Annotated in this window: 16 protein-coding genes and 1 pseudogene; 6 read left to right on the forward strand and 11 right to left on the reverse strand. The window is 69.4% G+C overall.

The genetic code is table 11. The annotated features are described in order from the left end of the window. Positions 1–59: 59 nt before the first annotated feature. Both BG28_RS04340 and BG28_RS04345 read left to right on the forward strand, forming a co-directional pair. Positions 60–1085 (forward strand): iron ABC transporter permease, encoded by a 1026-nt coding sequence (locus BG28_RS04340; protein WP_036474504.1) that lies wholly within the window; start codon positions 60–62, stop codon positions 1083–1085. A 101-nt stretch (positions 1086–1186) separates the two neighbouring features. Next, positions 1187–2158 (forward strand): iron chelate uptake ABC transporter family permease subunit, encoded by a 972-nt coding sequence (locus tag BG28_RS04345; RefSeq protein WP_036474505.1) that lies wholly within the window; start codon positions 1187–1189, stop codon positions 2156–2158. 8 nt (positions 2159–2166) lie between these two features. Here the strand turns inward: BG28_RS04345 and BG28_RS04350 are convergent, their stop codons facing one another. Together BG28_RS04350 and BG28_RS04355 are read right to left on the reverse strand one after the other, a co-directional pair. Beyond that, positions 2167–3819, reverse strand: a complete 1653-nt coding sequence (locus tag BG28_RS04350; RefSeq protein WP_036474506.1) for an amidohydrolase — start codon at positions 3817–3819, stop codon at positions 2167–2169. A gap of 11 nt (positions 3820–3830) precedes the next feature. Then, positions 3831–4457, reverse strand: coding sequence for an FMN-binding negative transcriptional regulator (locus BG28_RS04355; RefSeq protein ID WP_235180961.1), 627 nt, complete (start codon positions 4455–4457; stop codon positions 3831–3833). A 120-nt stretch (positions 4458–4577) separates the two neighbouring features. Between BG28_RS04355 and BG28_RS04360 the strand changes: the two genes are divergently transcribed. After that, positions 4578–6029, forward strand: a complete 1452-nt coding sequence (locus BG28_RS04360; RefSeq protein WP_084479431.1) for a M14 family zinc carboxypeptidase — start codon at positions 4578–4580, stop codon at positions 6027–6029. Here the strand turns inward: BG28_RS04360 and BG28_RS04365 are convergent. Both BG28_RS04365 and BG28_RS16705 read right to left on the reverse strand, forming a co-directional pair. Beyond that, positions 6010–8703, reverse strand: a complete 2694-nt coding sequence (locus tag BG28_RS04365) for a proline dehydrogenase family protein (protein WP_369797184.1) — start codon at positions 8701–8703, stop codon at positions 6010–6012. The genes BG28_RS04360 and BG28_RS04365 overlap by 20 nt on opposite strands. Before the next feature lie 110 nt (positions 8704–8813). Further along, positions 8814–9653, reverse strand: a pseudogene (locus BG28_RS16705) (proline dehydrogenase family protein); the annotation flags it as partial. Between the two features lie 158 nt (positions 9654–9811). Here BG28_RS16705 and BG28_RS16540 point away from each other — a divergent pair. After that, positions 9812–11299 (forward strand): GntR family transcriptional regulator, encoded by a 1488-nt coding sequence (locus BG28_RS16540; protein WP_051500971.1) that lies wholly within the window; start codon positions 9812–9814, stop codon positions 11297–11299. Positions 11300–11312: 13 nt separating this feature from the next. On the opposite strand, the gene BG28_RS04375 is transcribed toward BG28_RS16540, so the two are convergent. From BG28_RS04375 to BG28_RS04405, 7 genes are all read right to left on the reverse strand, one after another. Beyond that, positions 11313–11870 carry a dihydrofolate reductase family protein gene (locus BG28_RS04375; RefSeq protein ID WP_036474507.1) on the reverse strand — a complete coding sequence of 186 codons (558 nt, stop codon included), beginning with the start codon at positions 11868–11870 and terminating at the stop codon, positions 11313–11315. Between the two features lie 108 nt (positions 11871–11978). Further along, a complete protein-coding gene (locus tag BG28_RS04380) occupies positions 11979–12770 on the reverse strand; it encodes an ABC transporter ATP-binding protein (protein WP_036474508.1) in 792 nt (263 codons plus the stop codon). Between the two features lie 106 nt (positions 12771–12876). Beyond that, positions 12877–14418, reverse strand: coding sequence for an HNH endonuclease signature motif containing protein (locus BG28_RS04385; RefSeq protein ID WP_036474509.1), 1542 nt, complete (start codon positions 14416–14418; stop codon positions 12877–12879). A 98-nt stretch (positions 14419–14516) separates the two neighbouring features. Continuing rightward, entirely contained in the window at positions 14517–15104 is a 588-nt protein-coding gene (locus BG28_RS04390) for a GNAT family N-acetyltransferase (protein ID WP_235180962.1), read from the reverse strand. Further along, positions 15101–15970: a PhzF family phenazine biosynthesis protein gene (locus BG28_RS04395; protein ID WP_036474510.1), complete on the reverse strand. Its 870-nt coding sequence runs from the start codon at positions 15968–15970 to the stop codon at positions 15101–15103. The genes BG28_RS04390 and BG28_RS04395 overlap by 4 nt, the downstream gene beginning before the upstream one ends. 68 nt (positions 15971–16038) lie before the next feature. Beyond that, positions 16039–18432 carry a cation-translocating P-type ATPase gene (locus BG28_RS04400; RefSeq protein ID WP_036474511.1) on the reverse strand — a complete coding sequence of 798 codons (2394 nt, stop codon included), beginning with the start codon at positions 18430–18432 and terminating at the stop codon, positions 16039–16041. Continuing rightward, a complete protein-coding gene (locus BG28_RS04405; protein ID WP_036474512.1) occupies positions 18429–18650 on the reverse strand; it encodes a heavy-metal-associated domain-containing protein in 222 nt (73 codons plus the stop codon). The genes BG28_RS04400 and BG28_RS04405 overlap by 4 nt, the downstream gene beginning before the upstream one ends. A gap of 204 nt (positions 18651–18854) precedes the next feature. Between BG28_RS04405 and BG28_RS04410 the strand changes: the two genes are divergently transcribed. Together BG28_RS04410 and BG28_RS04415 are read left to right on the forward strand one after the other, a co-directional pair. Further along, a complete protein-coding gene (locus BG28_RS04410) occupies positions 18855–19124 on the forward strand; it encodes a metal-sensitive transcriptional regulator (RefSeq protein WP_200869298.1) in 270 nt (89 codons plus the stop codon). A gap of 8 nt (positions 19125–19132) precedes the next feature. Continuing rightward, on the forward strand, positions 19133–20095 hold the full coding sequence (locus BG28_RS04415) for a DMT family transporter (RefSeq protein WP_036474515.1): 963 nt from the start codon (positions 19133–19135) through the stop codon (positions 20093–20095). The last annotated feature ends 8 nt before the right edge of the window (positions 20096–20103 follow it).

Consider the following 20103-nt stretch of genomic DNA (forward strand, 5'->3'; position numbering starts at 1 on the left):
ACTAAGGCGAGACTCATCCCGGTATGACCGTAGATTCAGGCACGCTCAGACGCCCTGGGATGCACTCGCATGCCCCAGGTCGCGTCGCCGCTCCGCGCACCACTCTCGCCCTGGTTCTGGGCCTGGTCATCCTGGCGCTGCTGTGCGCGGCGAGCATCAGCATCGGCAGCCGCGGCATCGGGCTGGACACGGTCTTCTCGGCGCTGAGCGGCGGGGAGGTCAGCGCCAACGATCAGCACGCGGTGCTGGGACTGCGCCTGCCGCGCACTCTGGCCGCCGTCGTCGTCGGGACCGCTCTGGCGGTGGCGGGAGCGCTGATGCAGTCGCTGACCCGGAACCCGCTGGCCGAACCGGGCCTGCTCGGAGTCTCCGCCGGCTCGGCCTTCGCCGTGGCGATCGCCATCGTGGGCTTCGGAATCACCTCTCCGTTGGGGTACATCTGGTTCGCCCTGGCCGGAGCCTTCTTCGCCACGGTCGCGGTGGCGTTGATCGGCGGCATGTCCTCCGGCAAGGTAGATCCGATGCGGATGGTGCTGGCCGGGGTGGCGCTGTCCGCGGTGCTCTCCGGGATCATCGGGGCGCTGCGCGTCGCGGACCCGCGCACCTTCGGCGCACTGCAGGTCTGGGAGGCCGGGATCCTCGCCGGGCGTGGCCTCGACGTCACGCTGACCGTGGCCCCGCTGGTGCTGCTCGCGCTGATCGTGGCGCTGCCGCTGGGCAAGGGGCTGAACACGCTGGCGCTCGGTGACGAGCTGGCGGCGGCCCTCGGCGTCTCGCTGTGGAAGACCCGGGTGCTGAGCATCCTGGCGATCACGGTGCTCGCCGGGGGTGCCGCGGCGATCGCCGGACCGATCGCGTTCATCGGGTTGATGGTCCCGCATGCGGCGCGCTTCTTCGCCGGGGCGGACCAGCGCTGGGTGCTGCTGCTCTCGATGATCTTCGGCCCGATCCTGATGCTCACCGCGGACATCGCGGCCCGGCTGATCGTCTGGCCAGGGGAGATGCCGGTCGGGCTGGTCAGCGCGCTGATCGGCGCCCCAGTGCTGGTGCTGCTGATCCGCCGGCGGAAGGCGCTGAAGCTGTGACCGCGACGCGTGAACCCCTCACCCGCCGCCCCCATCGCCGCCCCCGTCGCGCCCTTCGCCGCCCCCATCGCCGTCCCCGTCGCGCCCTTCGATCCTGGCTCGTGGGCCTCGGACTGTGTCTGGGCATCCTGGTCCTGAGCGTCACCGCGCTCGGAATGGGCGACTACCCGCTGAACCCGGTCGAGGTGCTCACCGCACTCGCCGGTGGCGGCGGCTTCGACGCCACCGTGGTGCTGCAGTGGCGGCTGCCACGGATCACCGCCGCGCTGATATTCGGAACCGCACTGGCGCTCTCGGGCGCGCTGTTCCAGACGCTGACCCGCAACCCGCTGGGCTCCCCGGACATCATCGGCTTCTCCACCGGCGCCTACACCGGGGTGCTGCTCGCCACGGTGGGGATCGGCGGGTTCACCGTGGCCGACGGGCTGATCGGCACCTCGCTGGGCGCGCTGATCGGCGGTCTGGGCACCGCGCTGCTGGTGTATTTCCTGGCCTACCGCGATGGCATGCAGGGGTTCCGGCTGATCGTGGTGGGCATCGGGGTGACCGCGGGGCTGCATGCGGTGAACTCCTGGATCCTGCTGCGCGCGCAGACCGAGACCGCCATGGGCGCGGCGATCTGGGGTGCCGGTTCGCTGGGCCTGACCAGCTGGTCCGCCGTGCTCCCGGCGGTCGCGATCGTGCTCGCGGCGCTGCCGCTGCTGCTGATCTCCGTCCGGCCGCTGCGCCAGCTGGAGCTCGGCGACGACGTGGCGGCCTCCCACGGGGTCCGCGTGGAGCCGACCCGACTCGCGATCCTCGGGATCGGGGTGCTGCTCACGGCACTGGTCACCGCCGCCACCGGGCCGATCGCCTTCGTCGCACTGGCCGCCCCCCAGATCGCCCGGCTGCTGGCCCGCTCACCGGGGATCCCGCTGGTGCATTCCGCGCTGATGGGCGCGCTGGTGCTGCTCGGATCCGACATCATCGCGCAACAGGCGCTGGCCCAGCCGATCCCAGTCGGGATGGTCACCGTGGTGCTCGGCGGCGGCTACCTGGCGGCGCTGCTGGCCTATCAGGCCCGAAAGAGCTGATCAGCTGATCAGCTGATCCCGTCGTGGGTCAGCCGGCCACCGAGCAGCGTCGCGGAGACCCCCATCTCGCGCAGCCCGGAGCCGGAGAAGTCACTGCCGGCACGGTCACCCCCGGCATGGTCACCGCCGCCATGGTCACTGCCGGCGGCGCCGCTGCCGGCGAGCGGATCGGTCTCCAGCAGCACCAGATCCGCCGCATCCCCCGCGCCGACCTGGTGGCCTCCCCGCGCGGTGCCGCCGCGGGTGGCGGCGGCGAGCGCGGTGGCCCGGTCCAGGCGCTGCTCGGGATGCCAGGGGTCCCGGCCGTCGCGACTGCGGCTGACCGCCGCGGCGATGGCCACCCAGGGATCCAGCGCGGCGACCGGCGCATCGGAGCCCAGTCGCAGCGGCACCGCGGCGCGGGTGAGCGCGTCCAGCGGGAAGGCCCGATCGGTGCGCCCGGCCCAGTAGGCGTCGGCCACATCGCGGTCATCCATGGCATGTTCGGGCTGCACGCTGGCGGTGAGCCCGAGTCGGGCGAAGCGAGGGATGTCCTCCCAGCGCAGCAGCTGGGCATGCTCGATCACGCCTGGCATCGCCAGCGCCTCGAAGGCATCGAGCACCGCACTGTTGGCCCGGTCCCCGATCGCATGGATCGCCGCGGCGATCCCGCCATCGCGGGCCTGGCGCATCACGTCCTGGAGCTCATCCATCGGCACGGTCTGCATCCCGCAGCTGTGCGGATGCCCCAGGTCCAACTCGGGGTAGGGGTCCCAGCACCAGGCGGTGCGGGTGTTCAGCGACCCGTCGGAGATCACCTTCAGCGGCCCCATGGTCACCAGGCCGCGCTCGTCGAGCACATCCCCGGTGGCGATCCCGGCCAGCAGCGCGGACTGCAGCCGGTCGGGCCAGACCGAGACCTCCACGCGCAGCGAGTCCACCCCCGCCGCGGTGCGCAGCGGCCAGGCCGAGATGTTGTCCGCGTTCTCGAACTCCACGATCCCCACCACTCCGCGCTGCGCCGCCGCCTGCGCGGTCTGGCGGTAGATCTCCGGGGTCAGCGCGGCTGGGTCCTGGAGCTGGTCCATCACTGCGAAGGAGTCGGCCTCGCGCAGCAGCCCGCTGGCGTCGGTGGAGACCCCGAGTCGGGACTGCAGCGCGGTATTGAGCCACATGCAGTGCAGATCCCCGCTGATCAACCCCACCGGCACCGCCCCGGTCGCCTCATCCAGACTGCTCAGCGAGGGCAGGTCGGGCCAGAGCCCGTCGCGGAACCCATAGCCCACGACGCCGGAGCCCGCCGAGTTCGAACCTGCCGCCGCGAGCTCCGGATCGGAGCTCAGCGCACCGCGCACCAGCTGCAGCACCTCGGCGGCGCTGGTGGTCGCGGCGAGGTCGAGCCGCCGTCGCGCGATCACCCACTGGGTGAAGTGGACATGGTGATCCCACAGCCCAGGGATCAGGAAGCGGCCCTCCGCGTCCAGGGAGTCGGCTCCCCTGCCGGACAGTGCAGCACCGGACAGCGCGGCGCCGGGGCCGGACCGAGGGTCCTGGCCGGCGGCAGCGATGGCGGCCACGCGTCCCTCCACCAGGTGCACGTCGCGCAAACCGCTGCTCCCAGCGCCGGGAAGCCGCACATTGCGCAGGATCAGCGGGGCGGGATGCCGAGATTCGGGCGTCATCGATCCAGGATTCATCGGGCGCCTCCACCCAGTGCCGCACGATTCACCCGGGCCATCCGATCCGCCAGTGCCGGATCGGCGTAGGGGCCGGTGCCGCGGAGCTCATCGATGATGCTGCGCACTGATTCCATCGGCTTGTCCTGACTCATCTTCTCCTTGGCCTCGATCCGGGTGACGCGCAGTCGGAAGCCGAGGGTGCCGCGCAGGATCCGCTGGGCGTATTCACTGTTCTCTTCCGTGGCGTCGAGCAGGTGCGGGTCCGGCAGCGGGCTCTCGAAGTGTTCCACCAGCCGGTGCAGCACGTCCAGGTTCTCGGCGTCCGAGAGCACCTCGGGCACCCCGTAGAGGTGTGCCACGGCGAAGTTCCAGGTGGGCACGTTGGGGCGGTAGCCGTACCAGCTCGGGGAGATGTAGCCGTGCGGCCCCTGGATGATCGCAAGCAGCTCGCTCGACTCGGTCGCCCCGGCATCTGGTGCGCTCCCGCCGCCCAGCCCGAGCTTGGCCTCATCGGGCCGACCGACGTGGCTGAGCAGCACCAGCGCGCCGTCGCCCTCGGCCTGACCCTCAGCCTCCTCTTGCAGCAGCACCGGATAGTGCGAGGCGACGAGCCTGCCGGGGTGTGCGCCACGAAGGTGCACCAGGGGTGCTGCCTGATCAGGTCCTTGAGGGCCTCGAGATCCTCGAGGGCGTAGTCCGGGTTATGCCGCATCCCACTAGGATAGGGAGCTGTCCTGGCCGCACCAAGTGGAAGGACCGCCGTGAGCCACACCAGCGGACTCACCGCGCTGGAGCCGCTGACCGGCGCGGAGATCCTGGAACGGGCGGCAGGCCTGCCCGCGGTGCAGCACTACCCCAGCGTGGATGAGCTGCATGAGGCCTTCGCCGCGCTGGCCGCGCAGCATCCCGAACAGATGAGCGTGACGCAGCTGGGGCATTCCCGCGCCGGGGAGCCGATCCTGCTCTACTCGATCGCCGACGAGGGTGGTGACGGTGCGGAGGCCCTCTCCGGGCTGCTCGCCGGCGGCGTGCACCCGAACGAGCCGATCGGCTCCTGGACCATGCTGCACCTGGCCACGCAGCTGCTCACCGACGTGCGGCTGCGGCGCTGCCTGGCCAGCAGCTGGCACTTCCTGCCCTGCGCGGATCCGGATTCGATGCGCCTCAACGAGGGCTGGTTCCACGCCCCTGAGGACCGCGAGCTGTATTTCCAGAACTTCTACCGCCCGGCGGGCCCGGAACAGGTGGAGTGGACCTTCCCGTTCCGGTACAAGGCGGCGCACTTCGACGCGATGCTGCCCGAGACCCACGCGCTGCAGCGCGCCATCGATCTGACCCGGCCCGATTTCTACCTGCCGCTGCACAACGCCGAGTCCGGCGGGGCCTACTACTACCTCTCCGACACCCTCTGTGCCGCCCCAGGCGCCCATGTCGAGCCGCTGCATGCGCTGCTCAGCGAGCTCCCCACGGCCATGGGAGTCCCGCTGCACCGCGGCGAACCGGAGGCAGCGCACTTCGAGGTCCTCTCCCCCGGGATCTTCGCCATGGGCAGTCTCGAGGAGGCCTATGACTGGGTGGAGGCGCTGGGACTGGACCCCTTCCCGGAAGGCTCCACAGGGGAGTCCTCCACCGGCTATGCGAGCCGCCACGGCACGCTCTCGATGGTGGCCGAGATGCCGCAGTGGAAGCATCTGCTCGCCGATGACATCAGCCCCGGCGGAGCCTCCTACGCGTCTGCCCTGCGGGATCAGGCCGCAGCGCTGAGCGCCTCGGGTGAGCTGCTTCTGGAACTCCTGGACCGACTCGCGGCGGAGTCCGAGCCTCCGCTGCTGCGCGCCAGCCGAGCCTTCCTTCCACTGCTGGGCCAGGCCGCGCAGTCCCAGCGCGCCCGAGCCGAGGATCCGGCCTGTCAGCGCGAGGCGACGGTGGCCGAGCTCCACGGCCTGCAGGGCGTCCTGCATATGCTGAGGCTGCGCTTCGGCGGCATGTTCCTGCGCGCACTGCGCGAACTGGGCATTGCAGGATCGCCGGGGGCGGCCAGCCTGGCCGAGGAGCTCTCCCCGGTCTACGCGGACTGGACCTCCGAGGCTGCCGAGCAGGAGCAGGATCTCGAGCCCATCCCGATCAAGGACGCCGCCGGGCTGCAGTACGGCGCCGTCCTGGCCCTGGCGGCGCACACGCTGCGGACCCGGCTCAGTCCACCGCTCGCTTGAGCTCCTCGGCCAGCCGGTGGAAGTCCCGCGCCGGGTTTCCGAAGCGGTGCAGGGTCATTGAGACGGCCTGCTCCTTGAGCCAGTAGCGCAGCTCCACCCGGCCGGAAGCGGTGACCTCGTCGGCGAGCAGCGCCACCTCCGGACGGCCCGCCAGCTTCGTGCGCAGCGCGGAGTCCACGGCCCCCAGCATGCGCACCCGCACTCCCACTCCGCGATCATGGTCCCCGGCGGCCAGGGCCTCGGCAAACTGACCCGTGGTCTCCTCGGTGAGGGTGAGCTGCAGCGTCCTGCTCCCCAGTTCCACGGCCTTCGCGGTCGCGTTCGGCAGCTTGGGGCAGACGGAGAGGCGCACCTGAGCCCCGGCACGCCGTGCGGCGATCAGCGCGCGCAGCACCTGGACCGCCGTGGCATCGACGCCCACACGCAGCAGCACGTCCTCGCCGAGGTAGCGGAAGATGTTGGCCTCGCCGCCCAGGCCGGTGCGGTCGGTGGGCCTGCCGAACTCGGTCTCCCACCAGCGCTGGTCATCGGCGGCAGCCGCGGCGAGCCAGGCCCGATCCGCTCCGGACACGATCCCGGAGCTGACCGCTGACTCGATCAATTTGTCCACAGTCTGCTCCAGCGCCGCTCCGGCTGGACCTGCCGCTGGTAGCTCGGCCCCCACGGTGTCATCTTCCCAGCGACCGAAGAGCATGACGTAGTTGGGGCCACCGGCCTTGGAGCCCAGGCCCACCGAGGACTGCTTCCAGCCACCGAAGGACTGACGCTGGACGATAGCTCCGGTGATGCCTCGATTGACATAGGCGTTTCCTACTTGAACCCTGTCGAGCCACGTGGCCACCTCGCCAGGCTCCAGCGAATGGATGCCCCCGGTGAGGCCGAAGTCGACCTGGTTCTGCAGGCCGATCGCCTCCTCGAGATCCGAGGCCTCCATCAGACCCAGCACCGGGCCGAAGACCTCGGTGAGGTGGAAGAAGGATCCCGGCTTCACGCCGTCCTTGATCCCCGGGGACCAGAGCAGACCGGTGTCGTCGAGCTGCTTGGGCTCCAACAGCCAGGACTCACCGGGCTCCAGGGTGGTGAGTGCGCGGCGCAGCTTCTCGCTGGGCTCCTCGGTCAGCGGGCCCACCGTGGCGGCGAGGCTGCTCGGCCATTCCACGATCATCGAGGAGGCGGCATCGACCAGCTGACGACGGAACCGCTCGGAGTCATAGACGCTGCCCACCAGGATCCCCAGCGAGGCGGCGGAACATTTCTGCCCGGCATGGCCGAAGGCCGAGTTGACCAGGTCCGCCACCGCGAGGTCGCGATCCGCCGAGGGTGTGATGACCAGGGCGTTCTTCCCGGAGGTCTCCGCGTTGATCGCCAGCGCCGGCTTCCAGGAGCGGAACATCGCCGCCGTCTCGGAGGCCCCGGTGAGGATCACCCGGTCGATGCCGTCGTGGGAGACCAGCCGCTTGCCGTCCGCACCTTCGAAGGGATAGACCCCATGCAGCACTTCCCGCGGCACGCCGGCGTCCCAGAGTGCGTCCAGGATCGCCATGGAACAGTGCGGGGTGTGGTTCGAGGGCTTGTGGATCACCGCGGCGCCTGCGGCGAGCGCGGCGAAGGTGCCGCCGGCCGGGATGGCGAGCGGGAAGTTCCACGGCGGGGTGATCAGCACCAGGCGGTCCGGGAGGAAGCGGGCATGCTCGACCTGCTCGATCTCAAGCGCGCTGTGCGCGTAGTAGCGGGCGAAGTCGATCGCCTCGGAGATCTCCGGATCCGTCTGCGCCACGGACTTGCCCACCTCGGCGGCGGCGATGGAGACCAGATGACCGCGGCGCGCGGCGAGGATATCGGCCGCCCGGTAGAGGATGCGAGCGCGTTCGACGGCGGGGCGGGCCGCCCACGGCTCGGCGGCCGCTCGGGCCTGCGCGACCAGCTCGTCGATCCGGTCCCCGCTGATCTTCTCCGGCAGCGACTGGGCCTCCAACCAGCCCGGCTCGGAGGCGCGATCGATCGCTTGGGCGGCCCAACGCTGGTTCGCCGGCAGCGCTGGATCGGTATCGGGCTCGTTGGCGAAGGGCGGGAGGGCGTCGTCGTTCTTGAGCGCTTCGGCTCGCTGCTGCGCTTCGGCACCCGACTGCGCTTCGGCGCCCCGGTCCTGGGTGTGCTGCGGGCTGGGCGCGGTGTGGCCGTGCTTGGTCAGGATCTCCTCCAGCAGCGCGAGCGAGCCCCGGAAGCGCTGGGCCTCGCGGTCGAAGACCTCGCTGCTGCCGCCGGATTCGTCCACGGACAGATCGAAGATGCCGGACATGAAGTTCTCGCTGGCAGCGTTCTCCTCGAGCCGCCGGACCAGGTAGGAGATGGCCACATCGAACTCGGCCGGGCGCACGGCCGGCACGTAGAGCAGCAGCTGGCCGACATCGGCGCTCACCGCTTCCGCCTGTTCCGTGGCCATGCCCTGGAGCATCTCGAATTCCATCTGCCCGGTGACCCCGCGCTGGGCTCCGAGCAGGTGGGCGAAGGCGATGTCGAACAGGTTATGCCCGGCCACGCCGATCCGCACCCCGGCCATGTTCTCTTCGGTGAGCAGCCAGTGCAGCACCAGCTTGTAGTTCGCGTCAGTGGCCTCCTTGGACTCACAGGTGACCTGAGGCCAGCCAGCGATCTCGCCGTGGACCTTCTCCACAGCCAGGTTCGCACCCTTGACCAGCCGGATCTTGATCCCGGCTCCGCCGGCCGCGACGCGGGCGTGGCGAACTCAGCGAGCTCCTGGGTCGCGCCGAGCGCGTCCGGGAGGTAGGCCTGCAGCACGATGCCGCCCTCATAGTGCTTCAGCTCGGGGCGGGAGAGCAGGTTCTTGAAGACCGCGATGGTCAGGTTGAGGTCGCGGTACTCCTCCATGTCCAGGTTGATGAACTTCGATCCGGCGGGCGCCTTCGCCGCCTCCTGGTACATCGGGATCAGCCGGGCGACCACGTAGTCCACGGTCGCATCGAATCCCCACATGGAGATCTGCGAGGCGATGGAGGAGACCTTGATCGAGACATAGTCGACGTCATCGCGGCGCAGCAGATCCACGGTGTCCTGCAGGTGCTTGTCAGCCTCAGCCTCGCCCAGCACCGCCTCGCCGAGGAGGTTGATGTTCAGCCGGTGCCCGTCCTGCTTGATCGATGCCACGGCCTTGCCGAACGGCTTGTCCCGGGCATCCACGACCATATGTCCGACCATGGCGCGCATCCGCGCCCTTGCCGCGGGCACGACGACGTCGGGGAGCGTCTTGGCCAGCGCGCTGCCGGCGAGGATCTGCGCCCGGTCCAGGGCGGAGAGCGTGTCCGGGGCGAGTCCGCCCAGCTCGGAGAGCGCCGAGGCGGCGGCCTTGGTGTCTTCGGTGCGGATGACCCGGTCGACGAATCCCACGGTGAAGTCCAACCCGTTGGGGTGCGAGAGCACTGCGGAAAGGCGCTGCGCCGACTTGTCCGCGGCGGCATGATTCTTGCTGGGCCGACTCCGCCTGCCCGGCTTCTCGCCCCCTGTTCCGGTTGCCGTTCCCGCGGGGCCGCGCTGCAGCCAGCGGGTGACCTTGGCGACCGCAGCCTCGGAGAGATCGGTGAGCTCGGCGGTGTTCACAGGGGACATCGGGGCCTCATTTCACGCAGGGAAATTTCACGCAGGGATGCGGGTTCAGCTCTTGGAGTGCTCGGTTTGCTGTCTTCCAGTGTGTGCCGACACACACGCGGAAGCCACGATGTGGCGCACGAATCCGTTACAGCTTGAGTCAGAAATAGGCCATACTGATGATCATGCAGACCACCGGTCGCGGCCGTCCGCGGATCCAGGACACGGCTGATGACATCGTGGCCAGCGTCCTCGCCACCGCCGGGGCCAGGGTCAGCACGCCGGACTTCTCGACCCGGCGCATCGCTGAGCTCACCGGGCTGAGTCAGACCCTGGTCAGCCGCGGCTGCCGAAGGATCCGCAGAGCGGCCACAGAGGTCGCCGATCCGGTCGATCCTGTCGATCCTGTCGATCCTGTCGATCCTGTCGATCCTGTCGATCCTGTCGATCCGGCTGGGGGTCTCGAGGCTCGAGGGATCAGGGCGCGCGAGACCAGGGCACGCGAGCTGGTCGTGGCGGAGGTGCAGGTCAGATTTCCACAGATCGTGGTGCGCTTCGCCGCTCGACCGGTCACCGGTCTCGCGCAGCGGACCATTGCGGAACGTCGGGCCACGGCCCTGATGGCGGCGCTGCATGCCTCTGAGGCGGCGCACTGGCGGGTCAGGGAGGCCGGCGCGGTCAGCTCCGGGGTGGCACCGCTTCAGGGCTCAGACCCGCTGAGCGCCTGTTGGGACGCCCACGACCCGGACTGGGAGCGATTCATGGACCGCACGGCCTCTCTGCTCACCCGCTGCGCCCCCACCACCGACGCCGTCCCCGGGGATCTGCTGGACCTCCTGGCCCGACGTGCCGGACGAGGACTCCACGGCACGGACTGGCGACGCGAAGCTTCGAAAAAGAGATCCACTTTTGACTCAGATCCGGGCTTGGGACCAGATGACAACGCGCTGTCCGCCGAGCTGGAGCGATCACCGCGGAATCGCTGGTTCTCCCAGGTGGAGCTCTCGGTGACCGAACAGATCGCCATCGCGCTGCGCCGCGAGATCACGAATTCGGGCTTCCGCGCGGGCGACAGACTTTCCCCCGACGTGCTCGGAGAGCGCCTCAGACTCAGCCGCAGCGCCGTGCGCTCGGCGATGAGCCGCCTGGTCGATGACGGGCTGCTGGACTTCCACCAGGGTGGCTTCCGGGTTCCCGCGGTGACCGGGGCAGACGTGGTCGACCTCTACGCCGCGCGGCTGCACCTCGGGATGGTGCTGCTCAGGGCCTGCGCCATGCAGCCCCGGCATCGAATGCTGCCGGTCAGACTGGCGCTGGGGGCGGTGGAGGCTGCGGCGACCCAGGGCACCCGATCCGACGTCGGCCTGACAGATCTGCAGTTCCAGCAGGAGCTGGCGGAGGCCTCCGGGCTGAGCCAGTCGGCACGCGGGTTCCACGCACTGACCCTGCGGGTGCGGATGTTCATCGCCGTGCTGCGCCTGGACTACAGCCCTGCGGTGGAGCGCATCGTCAGTGATGATCGGCGCATCCTGAGCGCAGTGCTGGCCGGAGACGCCGAGGCCGCGGTGCGCGCCTGGCGGGCGAAGCTGGACAACGCTGTTCGACATATGTCGGCGCTGGCTCCCGAGTCCTTCGACGCGGAGCTGTGGGCGCGGCTGAGCCGCTAGGAGCGCCTGGCGTTCAGCGCGTCACGGCATAGCTGAGCTGCACCATACCGTTGCCGAACCGGCGCTCACCGCGCAGGGTGAGCGCCATCCTCATCTTCGGCAGCATGCGAAGACCCCCGCCGAGCACCATGGGGCAGATCAGCAGGTGGACTTCGTCGACAAGACCATGGCGCAGCGCGTGGGCGGCGAGGGTGGGACCCTCGATCGTGAGATCCTCGGCGCTGGCCTCCTTGATCCGCTGGACCTCTGCTGGATCGAAGTCGCGCTCGATCCTGGTGCGCCTGGTGGTGACCTCGGTGAGCGTCGTTGAATAGACGATCTTCTCGGCGGCGGTCCAGATCTTGGCGAACTCAGCCGCCTGCGGAGAACCTTCGGCCAGCGCTGGATCCGTCTCCCAGACGCTCATCAGCTCATAGATCTTTCGTCCGTAGAGGTAGGTGCCGATCCCCCGGGTCTGGTCATTGATGGCCCGCATGACTTCCTCGTCGGGCTCACCCCACTGGAAGTCGCCGTCCTCATCGGCGACGTAACCATCGGCTGAAACGAGCATGAAGTAGATGAGTTTCCCCACTGCGACCTCCCCAGTGTCCGCTGCCGCTGCGCAACAGTTTCACACGCTCCAGGCGCAGCGCGGAATGCTCCACGACCTCATCGAGAGACTCAAGTGCCGGGCGCCGGCTCAGAGCACCGGCGCCCTGGGGATCATCAGCGGCTTGCCCGTCTCCGGGTCTTCGATGACGCGGGATTCCACGCCGAAGACGCCGCGGATCGTCTCTTCGGTGCCGACCTGCTCCGCGGTGCCTTCGGCGGCGATGCGACCGTCCTTCATGGCGACGATGTGCGAGGCGTAGCGCAGCACCTGGTTGATGTCGTGGAGCACCGCCACCATGGTGCGGCCCTCGCGCTGCAACCGGGAGCAGAGCTCGAGGATCTCGATCTGGTGAGCGATGTCGAGATAGGTGGTCGGCTCGTCGAGCAGCAGCAGCGGGGTCTCCTGAGCGAGCGCCATCGCGATCCAGGCGCGCTGGCGCTGACCTCCGGACAGGGCGTCTACTTCGCGACTGGCCAGCTGGGTCATTCCAGTGTTCTCCAGCGCGGAGCGCACGGCCGTCTCATCCTCATGGCCCCAGCGTTTGAACATGTGTTGATGCGGATGCCGTCCACGGGAGACCAGGTCGAACACCGTGATGCCGTCCGGCGCGATCGCGGACTGCGGGAGCAGGCCCACGGTGCGCGCCAGCTCCTTGGTGGGCATGTTGAAGATGGATTCGCCGTCGAGCAGCACCTGTCCCCCGGTGGGCTTGATCAACCGGGCGAGGCTTCGCAGCAGCGTGGACTTCCCGCAGGCATTGGGGCCCATGATGACGGTGAACGATCCATCCGGGATCGTGATGGTCAGGTCTTCGAGCACCTGACGCTCCTCGTACCCGGAGGTCAGGCTGGAGGCGGAAAGCCGGTATTCGTCGGTCATCGGGTCCTTCGTGGCGGCGGGGTCCCGCGCCGGGGCATCGGGCTGGGCCGTGGAGCAGGAGCCATCACCTGATGATGCGCCCCGAGGCGCTCGTGTCAGGGCCAGCCTACGGGCTCGCCGAGGGTGGCCGATCAGCGGGGAGGTCGAGGAATCCGGCGGTCTTGAGCCGATGATGCTTCCGACACAGCGCCCACAGATTGGACGCCGTGGTTTCCCCCTGCGGCCAAGGGATCTGATGATCGATGTCGCAGTGCTCCGCTGCGACCATGCACCCCGGTGCCTGGCAGGTGCCATCGCGGAACTCAATGGCCCGACGCAGCAGCTGGGGCACAAATCGGCTCTCGTAGACCCGCACCAGGGGCTCTAGTGCGCGGAGGAGCGGATCCGGCGCGACGCCGGGTGGGTCCGGCGGACCGGAAGGCTTGACTCGGGTGCGCGGCACTCCCGGCGGAGTGGCTGGCATCGCGCCCGGAGGTGAAGCTGGCAGCGAGGTCGATCGCGGCACCGGGGTCCAGGTGATCTGGTGTTCCGGGCTGAGGATGATCCGCCGAATCATCGCCGCTGGATAGGCGTGCCGTCGATTGCGGCTCAACGCGGGCCGACCCGCACCGTCGGTGGCGTCGGTGGCGTCGGTGGCGTCCGTGATGCGAGCCGAGTCCATCAGAAGGGTCTCGGGCTCGATCAGGATTCCGACGTGGGCGTTGATCGCGGTGCCGGAATCGGTCCCTCCGTTGAGCAGCCAGCTCGAGAGGAGATCGGCCTCTCGCTGGGCCTGGGTTCGGGGATCCCCCGCTTCGCGGCTCAACGGCGCAGCGGGTTCGGCCGTCGCTGCCGCGGCGACCTTCTCGAGGCCATCGGCGGATACCAGCTGAGGGGCCTCCCACCCCGCATCGGAGCCATCATCGGGCCCCTCACTCGGGAGCCCGAGCCAGTTGAATCCGCCTGGGTGGACCTCTGCGCGGAGTGCGGCAGGCTCAGCCGGAACTGGCTTCTCGACGCACGGATCATAGGGGACATCGCGTTTCGGGCTGCGGGCCACCTCCACCAACCGGTTCTTGATGGCCTCGGCGGTGAGTGTGGGGAGCATCGCGTGGAGGATGCTGACTCCATCCTCCAGGTGCTCCAGCCAGACCCGGCGCTCGGCGTGGCTGCGGTGACAGCGGTGGACGTGCTGGTCAGGCTCCGTGCGGGCCACGAAGCGGTTCAACCAGGCGGTCAGCCGTGCGGGGCGATGCGCGACGGCATAGGCGGCGGCCTGGACGTCGAGCCGCTCGCGGTGCACCGGGGAGACGAGACGCTCAGCGGCCGAGATCACCCGGACCAGGGAACGGACGGGCACATCACCCGCGCGAACCGCGCCCCACACTCGCGGCAGATGCTGCCGAGCGAAGCACCCCTGCCGGTGCTGGGTGTACACCTGCCCCTCGCTGACCCCCAGGGCCTCGGCCGCGTTCATGATGGCCGCCGATTCGGCGGTAGCTCGACCGCGAGCGCTGCGCATGAGCTCGGGCTCGGTCACTTCGAGGTCACGCAGGAAGGACTCGACGTAGCCCACGAGCAGCCGCAGCTGCTCGGCCTGACCTCGATTCAGCAGCCGCTGGGATTCCCGGAGCGGCTCTGCATTCGGATCAGTGAGTGCAACCTGCATGATTCGAATATATCTTCTAATGCGGTGAGACTCAATAGTTCAGTTCATGCCAATTTGGTTCTATTTGACCGGAGTCCAGAGGCTGCATGAGGCCAGTTTCAAGGCCGTACCATCCGAGCATCTGTGATGGCCGGAGCGCCAGGATCCCGCTTCTCGGCCCCGTCGAAGCGGAACCCATTGCGGAGATAGAAGGCGATGGCCCGCGGATTCTGCTTGGCCACCCAAAGATCGACGGGCTCGGTCACCGAATCCGACCCGGGCCCCAGTTCCGAATCCGACCCAGACCCCGTCCCGAGCGTCGCGTCCAGCAGCGTCTGACCCGCCCCGGTGCCGTGGTGACTGCGGAGGACGTAGACCATATAGAGGGAGCGAGCAGGAGACGCAGCGGACTGCGCCTGCTCCTGGGCCGGCCCTGCCATCGCGAAGCCGATGATCTCGCCGTCGGACTCTGCCAACCGGATGCTCCACTCGTTCCGCGACTCACCAAGGATCTGCGCCCACATCTCGCGGCGCTGGCGAGAATGCCCCTCGGTGAAGAACCCCTCGGGGAGCAGGTCACGGTAGGTCTCCTTCCAGGTGGCCACGTGCACCGCTGCGATGCGATCCGCATCCTCGGGGCACGCCCGTCGGATCACCACGCGCGAGGGCCCCGGCGCCGCACTGCCCGGTGCCTCCGGTCCGCTCACCGCTGCACCGTCGGCTCCCCCACCTCGATGGTTCCGCTCACCGCGACCTCGGCCCGGCCGCCGACCCACAGCGACTCACCGTCACCCTCGACGTGGATCCGGCCGCGGCGCTGCAGCACGGTGCCCTGACTAGCCACGTAGGGCGGGGACATCTTGCCCGAGTACTCCAGCCACTGGGCCACCGAGGCATTCAGGCTTCCGGTGACCGGATCCTCGCGCAACGCCCCGGTGTCATCCGAGAAGAAGGCACGAAGCTCGAGCGCGGTGTCCGCACCCTGAGGCTGCAGCGCCACCACGCCGAAGTGTCGGTACTCCGGATCGGTGATCATGGACAGATCCGGGGTGACACCCAGCACGGTCTCCGCGCTCTCGAGGAGCAGCGCGACCCACCCGGGGCCGTTGTCCACCCAGGCCGCGTCCAGCACCTGATCCGCAGTGAGTCCTAGAGCCTCGGTGAGCATCTGGCGGGCGGCCTTCGGGACCGGCCCCGATCGGACCAGACCCGGGGCACCGAAGGACAGCGTATGGTCTCCGATCTGCACCGGGACCAGCCCCACACCGCATTCCTGGACGACGACGCCGGCGGATCGAGGCTCGTGACCGAGGTCCAGCCAGGCGCGGGCGGAGCCGAGGGTGGGGTGCCCGGCGAAGGGCAGCTCCTTGTCCAGCGCGAAGATCCGCACCCGGTAGTCCGCCTCGGCGGTGGTCGCAGGCAGCAGGAAGGTGCACTCGGAGAGATTGGTCCAGCGTGAGATGGTGCGCATCTGCTCGTCGGTGAGGCCCTCGGCCTCGGCGATCACTGCGACAGGGTTGCCCATGAATGGTCCGTCACCGAAGACGTCGACCTGGCGAAATGGCTTCAACATGGGCTCATCTTAGACAGACTTCGGCGGCGCCCCGCATGCACCTCGCATGCACCCCGCCAAGCGTCGGCCTATACGCCCTTGAATCCGCGCAGCCGCAGGCTGTTGCCCACCACCGAGAGCGAGGAGAAGACCATCGCGGCGCCGGCGAGCATCGGGTTGAGCAGGCCCAGTGCGGCCAGTGGAATGGCGGCGACGTTGTAGCCGAAGGCCCAGAACAGGTTGGACCGGATCACGCGCAGCGTCCGGCGCGAGAGCGCCAGGGCGTCTGCGACCGAGCGCAGGTCTCCACGCATGACCGTGATCCCTGCGGCGTTGATCGCCACATCGGTGCCGGTGCCCATGGCGATGCCCAGGTCAGCCTGGGCCAGCGCGGCGGCGTCGTTGACGCCGTCTCCGACCATGGCCACGGTTCGGCCCTGCTCCTGGAGCCGGAGGATCGCCTCTACCTTGTCCTGCGGGAGCGCCTCGGCGATGACCTCTTCGATGCCCACCTCGGCGGCCACACGATGCGCGGCCCCGGCGTTGTCCCCGGTCAGCAGCACGACAGAGAGCCCCATGGCGGTGAAGCGGGCCACGGCCTCGGCGGAGGTGTCCTTGACCGCATCCGAGACGATCAGCACCCCGGCGAAGCTGCCGTCCACCGCGACCAGCACCGGGGTGGATCCCTGCGACTCGGCCTGGGCCAGCAGCCCGGCCACCTCGGTGGGGAGCTCGATTCCGTGCTGGCGCAGCAGCTCACGGCGGCCCACCATCACGAGGCGCTCCGAGACCGTCCCGGAGACGCCGAAGCCCTGATGGTTCGTGAAGTCACTGGCCGCGGGCAGCTTCCCGGAGGTCGACCCCAGCGTCTCGCGCGCGGCGTTGGTCACGGCGCGCGCGATCGGGTGCTCAGAGGCTGATTCAAGCGCTCCGGCGAGGCGGAGCAGCTCGGCGTCGTCGTCGCGCCCGGCGTCACCTTCACCGTCGCGCCCGCCGTCACCGTCACCGTCGCGCCCGGCGTCCGCGCGGTCACGCTCGGATGAGACCGACGCCGCCCAGGCTCGCGCGGAATGCATCGCCGCCAGCTTCATCGCCCCGGTGGTCACCGTGCCGGTCTTGTCCAGCACCACGGTGTCAACCCCGCGCGAGGCCTCGAGCACCTCGGGGCCTCGGATCAGGATCCCCAGCTGCGCGCCGCGGCCGGTGCCGACCAGCAATGCCGTGGGGGTGGCCAGTCCAAGCGCGCAGGGGCAGGCGATGATCAGCACGGCCACGGCGGCGGTGAAGGCCGACTCGGCCGAGGGGCCGAAGGCCAGCCAGAGCAGCAGCGTGAGCAGCGCGATGCCCAGCACGATGGGCACGAAGATCCCGGATATCCGATCGGCCAACCGCTGGACCTGGGCCTTGCCCGACTGCGCCTCCTCCACCAGGCGGGCCATCTGGGCCAGCTGGGTGTCGGATCCGACCCGCGAGGCGCGGACCACCAGCCGTCCGGAGGAGTTCATCGTGGCCCCGGTGACGCTGTCGCCCTGGGCGACCTCCACCGGCACCGATTCTCCGGTGAGCATCGACATGTCCACGGCGGATGCGCCGGTGAGCACGGTGCCGTCTGCGGCGATCTTCTCCCCTGGGCGCACGATGAACTCGTCTCCCACCGAGAGCTCGCGCACCGGTACGAGCACCTCGTCGCCGTCGCGCAGCACCGTGACCTCCTTGGCACCCAGGTTCAGCAGCGAGCGCAGCGCCTGGCCGGCCTGGGACTTGGAGCGCTTCTCGAAGTACCTGCCCAGCAGCAGGAACACCGTCACCGCAGCAGCCACCTCGAAGTAGATGCTGGCGGCACCCATGGCGTGGGCGGCGTCGGAGGCCCAGACCGGCTCGGCGAAGAACACGAACTCGTGGCGCAGCTGCGGGTCTCCGGCGGCACCGAAGAGCATGGCGTAGAGCGACCAGAGCAGCGCCGCGAGCGTGCCGAGTGAGATGAGCGTGTCCATGGTGGCGGTGCCGGCGCGGGCATTCAGCGCCGCGGCACGGTGGAAGGGCCAGCCGGCCCAGAGCACCACGGGCAGGGTCAGTGCGAGCGAGACCCAGTTCCACCAGGGGAACTGCAGCGCCGGGACCATGGCCAGCAGCACCACGGGCACGGTGAGCCCGGCGGAGATCAGCAGACGACGGCGCAGCCCGACCAGGTCCCTCGCCGCGGGGCTCGCGGCGGAGGCCTCCTCGGTGAGCGGCACGGGCTCCTGGGCGCTGTATCCGGTCTTCTCCACCGTACTGATCAGCTCCGCGACGGCGGCCTCACGACCAGAGACGCCGCGCTCGGAAGCGACACCGACCTGGACCGCCGCCTTCTCGGTGGCGTAGTTGACGGTGGCCGTGACGCCCTCGAGCTTGTTGAGCCTGCGTTCCACGCGCTGGGCGCAGGCCGCGCAGGTCATTCCACCGATCTCGAGCTCGATGCGCTCGGTGTCGGCTGAGCTCACGACTGGCGCGCGGCGTCGTAGCCGGCCTCGTCCACGGCGGCGAGCACCGCCTCGTCGGTGAGACCGGCCCCCTCGGCGAGGGTGAGGTCCAGCAACCCGGTCTCCGCGCTGACCTCCAGTCCGGAGACGCCGGGGAGCAGCTCAACCTCGGCTCGTACCGCGCTCTCACAGTGGCCGCAGGACATTCCCTCCACGCTGTATCGGCGGGTCTGGGTCATGATGGCTCCTCGAGGGATTGATAGGCGGTGCAGGAATACTCTCAAATATACCCCCTAAGGGTATATTTGAGGAACATAGCTCATATAGTGGTGACCTTGGCCACCGGAGGAGGATCCATGGACAGCTCAGCGCTCGAGAACCCTGCAGACACCTCAGGCGACGCCTCGACCGAGACCCCCGCCCAGGAGCACCATCACGGGTACATGACCCAGAAGGACCGCTACCTCGGGCGGCTGCGTCGGATCGAGGGGCAGAGTCGCGGGATCCACCGGATGGTGGAGGAAGATGCCTACTGCATCGACATCCTCACTCAGATCAGCGCCACCACGGCGGCGCTGGAGAATGTGGCGATGGCCCTGCTGGAGGACCATCTGCGGCACTGCGTGGCTGACGCCGTCGCCGCAGGAGGGGATCAGGCCGAGGAGAAGCTGCAGGAGGCCACCGCCGCCATCCGTCGCCTCGTGAAATCCTGACCCGCCCTATGATGACACCCGCGCGCGGCGTCGCCCTGATGGTTCTCGGCACCCTGGCCATGGCCGCCTCGGCGGCGATGATCTCAGCCATCGACGGCGAACCGCTCAGCGTCGCGGCCTGGCGCTGCCTGCTCGCGGTGCCCATGCTGCTGCCGCTGGCGGCCTGGGAGCTGCTGCGTCGGAGGGGCAGGGCGAACCTCTCACGGGGCACGATGATCGGTGCGCTGATCGCCGGTGTGGCCCTGGGCGTGGACTACAGCTTCTACAACACCTCGATCAATATGATCGGGCCGGGCATCGCGACCGTGCTGATCAATGTGCAGGTCGTGATCCTGCCGCTCATCGCCTGGGCAATGGAGGGCGTGCGGCCGATGCGCCAGTTGGCGCTGATCATCCCGCTGATGCTCGCCGGGGTGGCGCTGACCGCCGGGGCGCTGGACCTGGGGAACGTCCAGCTCGCGGGGGTGCTGGCAGGACTCGCGGCGGGCACCGGATATGCGCTCTACCTGGCGATCATCCGACGCACCGCGCCGAAGGAGCCGCGGCGCCACAGGTCCGCGCCGTTCACGATCCTCAGCCTGGTCTGCCTCTCGGCCGGAGTCACCACCGCGCTGACCGCCGCCGGACTGGGCCGGCTCGAGGTGCCCCAGGGCCTGGACGGCTGGGGGCCGATGCTCGCGCTGGCCTTCGTCGGGCAGGTGCTCACCTACCTGTGCTTCAACGTCGCCATGACCGCGATCTCCGAGACCGCCTCCAGCACACTGATGCTGCTCTCGGCAGTCTTCGCGGTGGCGCTGGCGGCGGTGCTCTTCGCCGACATCCCCAGCGCCTGGCAGCTGGTGGGCTGCGCGATGATCATCGGCGGAGCCTGGTGGAGCGCCGCGGCGGCACGCAGAAGGGCCGGAGGCGCGGTGCCTCCGACCCTTCCAGCCGGCTCATCCGAGAGGAACAGGACGAGTTCGCGGCGCTGAGCCACCCA

Origin of the sequence: Nesterenkonia sp. AN1, assembly GCF_000582475.1 — a bacterium.
Lineage (GTDB): Bacteria > Actinomycetota > Actinomycetes > Actinomycetales > Micrococcaceae > Nesterenkonia > Nesterenkonia aurantiaca.

Excerpts from the sequence above, each read along its gene's own strand:
- BG28_RS04340 (WP_036474504.1), top strand. The coding sequence starts at position 60 with ATGCACTCGCATGCCCCAGGTCGCGTCGCCGCTCCGCGCACCACTCTC.
- BG28_RS16540 (WP_051500971.1), top strand. The coding sequence starts at position 9,812 with ATGATCATGCAGACCACCGGTCGCGGCCGTCCGCGGATCCAGGACACG.
- BG28_RS04350 (WP_036474506.1), bottom strand. The coding sequence starts at position 3,819 with ATGACGCCCGAATCTCGGCATCCCGCCCCGCTGATCCTGCGCAATGTG.
- BG28_RS04380 (WP_036474508.1), bottom strand. The coding sequence starts at position 12,770 with ATGACCGACGAATACCGGCTTTCCGCCTCCAGCCTGACCTCCGGGTAC.
- BG28_RS04405 (WP_036474512.1), bottom strand. The coding sequence starts at position 18,650 with ATGACCCAGACCCGCCGATACAGCGTGGAGGGAATGTCCTGCGGCCAC.
- BG28_RS04415 (WP_036474515.1), top strand. The coding sequence starts at position 19,133 with ATGATGACACCCGCGCGCGGCGTCGCCCTGATGGTTCTCGGCACCCTG.
- BG28_RS04385 (WP_036474509.1), bottom strand. The coding sequence starts at position 14,418 with ATGCAGGTTGCACTCACTGATCCGAATGCAGAGCCGCTCCGGGAATCC.
- BG28_RS04410 (WP_200869298.1), top strand. The coding sequence starts at position 18,855 with ATGACCCAGAAGGACCGCTACCTCGGGCGGCTGCGTCGGATCGAGGGG.
- BG28_RS04395 (WP_036474510.1), bottom strand. The coding sequence starts at position 15,970 with ATGTTGAAGCCATTTCGCCAGGTCGACGTCTTCGGTGACGGACCATTC.